At 34.8% G+C, this 3,184-nt stretch carries 9 protein-coding genes; all 9 read left to right on the top strand.

The window, feature by feature from the left end:
- On the top strand, nucleotides 1–512 hold a 512-nt coding region (gene rpsC, locus ACOYLT_RS11065), incomplete at its 5' end, for a 30S ribosomal protein S3 (protein WP_422853904.1).
- A 19-nt stretch (nucleotides 513–531) separates the two neighbouring features.
- Nucleotides 532–957, top strand: coding sequence for a 50S ribosomal protein L16 (gene rplP / locus ACOYLT_RS11060; protein WP_422853903.1), 426 nt, complete (start codon nucleotides 532–534; stop codon nucleotides 955–957).
- 13 nt (nucleotides 958–970) lie between these two features.
- On the top strand, nucleotides 971–1,162 hold the full coding sequence (gene rpmC / locus ACOYLT_RS11055) for a 50S ribosomal protein L29 (protein ID WP_422853902.1): 192 nt from the start codon (nucleotides 971–973) through the stop codon (nucleotides 1,160–1,162).
- A 16-nt stretch (nucleotides 1,163–1,178) separates the two neighbouring features.
- Nucleotides 1,179–1,439, top strand: a complete 261-nt coding sequence (gene rpsQ, locus ACOYLT_RS11050; protein WP_422853901.1) for a 30S ribosomal protein S17 — start codon at nucleotides 1,179–1,181, stop codon at nucleotides 1,437–1,439.
- A gap of 2 nt (nucleotides 1,440–1,441) precedes the next feature.
- Nucleotides 1,442–1,810, top strand: coding sequence for a 50S ribosomal protein L14 (gene rplN, locus ACOYLT_RS11045; protein ID WP_422853900.1), 369 nt, complete (start codon nucleotides 1,442–1,444; stop codon nucleotides 1,808–1,810).
- A gap of 11 nt (nucleotides 1,811–1,821) precedes the next feature.
- Entirely contained in the window at nucleotides 1,822–2,136 is a 315-nt protein-coding gene (gene rplX / locus ACOYLT_RS11040; protein WP_422853899.1) for a 50S ribosomal protein L24, read from the top strand.
- Nucleotides 2,137–2,138: 2 nt separating this feature from the next.
- Nucleotides 2,139–2,690 carry a 50S ribosomal protein L5 gene (rplE, locus tag ACOYLT_RS11035; RefSeq protein WP_422853898.1) on the top strand — a complete coding sequence of 184 codons (552 nt, stop codon included), beginning with the start codon at nucleotides 2,139–2,141 and terminating at the stop codon, nucleotides 2,688–2,690.
- Nucleotides 2,691–2,693: 3 nt separating this feature from the next.
- Nucleotides 2,694–2,963 (top strand): 30S ribosomal protein S14, encoded by a 270-nt coding sequence (rpsN, locus tag ACOYLT_RS11030; RefSeq protein WP_422853897.1) that lies wholly within the window; start codon nucleotides 2,694–2,696, stop codon nucleotides 2,961–2,963.
- A gap of 78 nt (nucleotides 2,964–3,041) precedes the next feature.
- A partial coding sequence (gene rpsH, locus ACOYLT_RS11025; protein WP_422853905.1) for a 30S ribosomal protein S8 occupies nucleotides 3,042–3,184 on the top strand: 143 nt, incomplete at its 3' end.

Below are 3,184 nucleotides of genomic sequence, written 5' to 3'. Positions count from 1 at the left end.
AGGTAGACAAGTTGAAAGAAGAACTTAAGAAAGTTACTGACAAAGAGGTTCAAATTAACATCTTTGAAATTAAAAGACCCGAGTTAGATGCTTATTTAGTTGGAACTAGTATAGCACGTCAAATCGAAAGCCGTATTTCATACAGAAGAGCTATTAAAATGGCTATCGCAGCAGCAATGCGTATGAATGCAGAAGGTATTAAAGTTTTGATTTCTGGTCGTTTGAATGGTGCGGAAATGGCTCGTTCAGAACAATTCAAAGAAGGAAGAATTCCTCTATCAACTTTCAGAGCCGATATTGATTATGCTTTGGCTGAAGCACATACTACTTATGGTAGAATGGGTATAAAAGTATGGATTATGAAAGGTGAGGTTTACGGAAAGCGTGATTTATCTCCACTTGTTGGAATGGATAAAAAACAGGCTTCTGGTGGAAAAGGTGGAGACTCTCCAAGAGGTGAAAAAAAACCTTTCAACAAAGGTGGTAGACCAGATGCACGTAAAAGAAAGTAATTTTTTAAATTAAAGAAAAATGTTACAGCCTAAAAGAACAAAATACCGTAAGGTACAAAAAGGTAGAATGAAAGGTGTTTCTCAACGAGGACATTTGCTTTCAAGTGGAATGTTTGGAATCAAATCAGTTCATGAAAATGGCATGTTCTTAACTTCTCGTCAAATTGAAGCTGCACGTATTGCAGCAACACGTTACATGAAGAGAGAAGGACAACTTTGGATTAATGTTTTTCCAGATAAACCTATTACAAAGAAACCTCTTGAGGTACGTATGGGTAAAGGTAAAGGTGCAGTTGAATATTGGGCTGCAGTAGTTAAACCTGGAAAAATAATGTTTGAAGTTGGTGGAGTTCCGCTTTCTGTTGCTAAAGAAGCTTTACGTCTTGCTGCTCAAAAACTTCCTGTAAAAACTAAGTTTGTTGTTGCTAGAGATTTCGAAGCATAATCTAAAATTAATTATGAAACAATCAGAAATTATAAATCTATCTGCAGCTGAGTTACAAGTAAAACTTAACCAGTTAAGAAAAGCGTATTCAGATCTAAGAAATGCTCACGCTATTTCACCAATTGCTAATCCACTTCAAATTAGAAGTGCAAGAAGAGCAGTTGCTAGAGTAGCAACAGAGCTAACTAAAAGAGAGTTACAATAATTGTATTCTAGCTAAAATGGAAGATAAAAGAAATTTAAGAAAAGAAAGAATTGGGGTTGTTACTTCAAACAAAATGGATAAGTCTATTGTTGTTGCTCAAGTAACTAGAGTAAAACACCCTCTATACGGTAAGTTCGTGTTAAAGACTAAAAAGTTTCATGCACACGACGAAACAAATAATTGTAACATTGGTGATACGGTAAAGATCATGGAAACAAGACCTTTATCCAAAACTAAATGTTGGAGATTAGTTGAAATCATTGAAAGAGCTAAGTAATTATGGTACAACAAGAATCAAGATTAAAAGTAGCAGATAACACAGGAGCAAAAGAAGTTTTGACTATCCGTGTTTTAGGAGGAACGAAACGTCGTTATGCCTCTGTTGGAGATAAAATTGTAGTATCTATTAAAGACGCAACCCCTAACGGAAACGTTAAAAAAGGAGCTGTTTCAACTGCAGTTGTTGTACGTACCAAAAAAGAAGTGAGAAGAGCCGATGGTTCATACATCAGTTTTGACGATAACGCTTGCGTATTGTTAAATGCTGCTGGTGAAATGAGAGGAACTCGTGTTTTTGGTCCAGTAGCAAGAGAACTTCGTGAAAAACAATTCATGAAAATTGTATCATTAGCACCAGAAGTGCTTTAATTCGCAGTAAGATGATAAAGCTAAAAATTAAATCAGGAGATACGGTAAAGGTTATCGCTGGAGACCATAAAGGTTCTGAAGGTAAAGTTGTACGTGTTGACCGTGAAAAGAACAAAGCAATCGTTGAAGGTGTAAACATGGTTTCGAAACATACAAAACCAAGTGCAAAAAACCCTCAAGGAGGAATAGTTAAGAAAGAAGCTCCTTTGCATATTTCAAACTTGTCTTTAATTGATCCAAAATCAAAGAAAGTTACAAAGGTTGGAATGAAAGTAGAAGGAGATAAGAAAGTGAGATTTTCAAAAAAATCAAATCAAGTTTTATAGTTATGGCATATACACCTAGACTTAAGCAAGAATATAAGGACAGAGTAATTGCTGCCCTTAAAGAAGAATTCGGTTATAAAAACGTAATGCAAGTTCCTAAATTGGAAAAGATCGTTTTAAGCCGTGGAGTTGGAGCTGCAGTATCTGATAAAAAACTAGTTGACTATGCTGTTGATGAGTTAACAAAAGTTACTGGACAAAAAGCTGTATCCACAATCTCAAAGAAAGACGTTGCGTCATTCAAATTGAGAAAAGGTATGCCTATTGGAGCAAAAGTAACTCTTAGAGGTGAGAGAATGTATGAGTTTTTAGACAGACTTATAACATCTTCTCTGCCACGTGTAAGAGATTTTAACGGTATCAAAGCTACTGGTTTTGACGGACGTGGTAATTATAACCTTGGTGTTACTGAACAAATCATTTTCCCTGAAATTGATATTGATAAAGTTAACAAAATTTCTGGTTTGGATATTACTTTTGTAACAACAGCAAGCACAGATAAAGAAGCAAAGTCATTATTGGCTGAATTAGGTTTACCTTTTAAAAAGAATTAAGATATGGCTAAAGAATCAATGAAAGCCCGTGAGGTTAAAAGAGAAAAAACGGTAGCAAAATACGCTGAGAAAAGAAAAGCTTTATTAGAAGCTGGTGATTATGAAGGATTACAAAAATTACCAAAAAATGCGTCACCAGTTCGTATGCACAATCGTTGTAAATTAACTGGAAGGCCAAGAGGATACATGCGACAATTTGGTATTTCTCGTGTTACTTTTCGTGAAATGGCAAATCAAGGTTTAATACCAGGTGTTAGAAAAGCTTCTTGGTAATTAATAAATAATTATAAATTGAGTAAAGGTTCAATTAGTGAGTGCTATTTGAAAACCATATTCGCAAATTAATACAAAATGTATACAGATCCAATTGCAGATTATCTTACGAGAGTTAGAAATGCAGTTATGGCAAACCACAAAGTGGTTGAAATACCTGCTTCGAACTTGAAAAAAGAAATCACAAAGATTTTATTCGATCAAGGATATATCTTAAGTTA

It is taken from the genome of Flavobacterium sp. (genome assembly GCF_049318185.1).
Lineage (GTDB): Bacteria > Bacteroidota > Bacteroidia > Flavobacteriales > Flavobacteriaceae > Flavobacterium.
The sequence above is the reverse complement of the archived record's forward strand: the minus strand, read 5'-3'. Positions and strand labels throughout refer to the sequence as shown.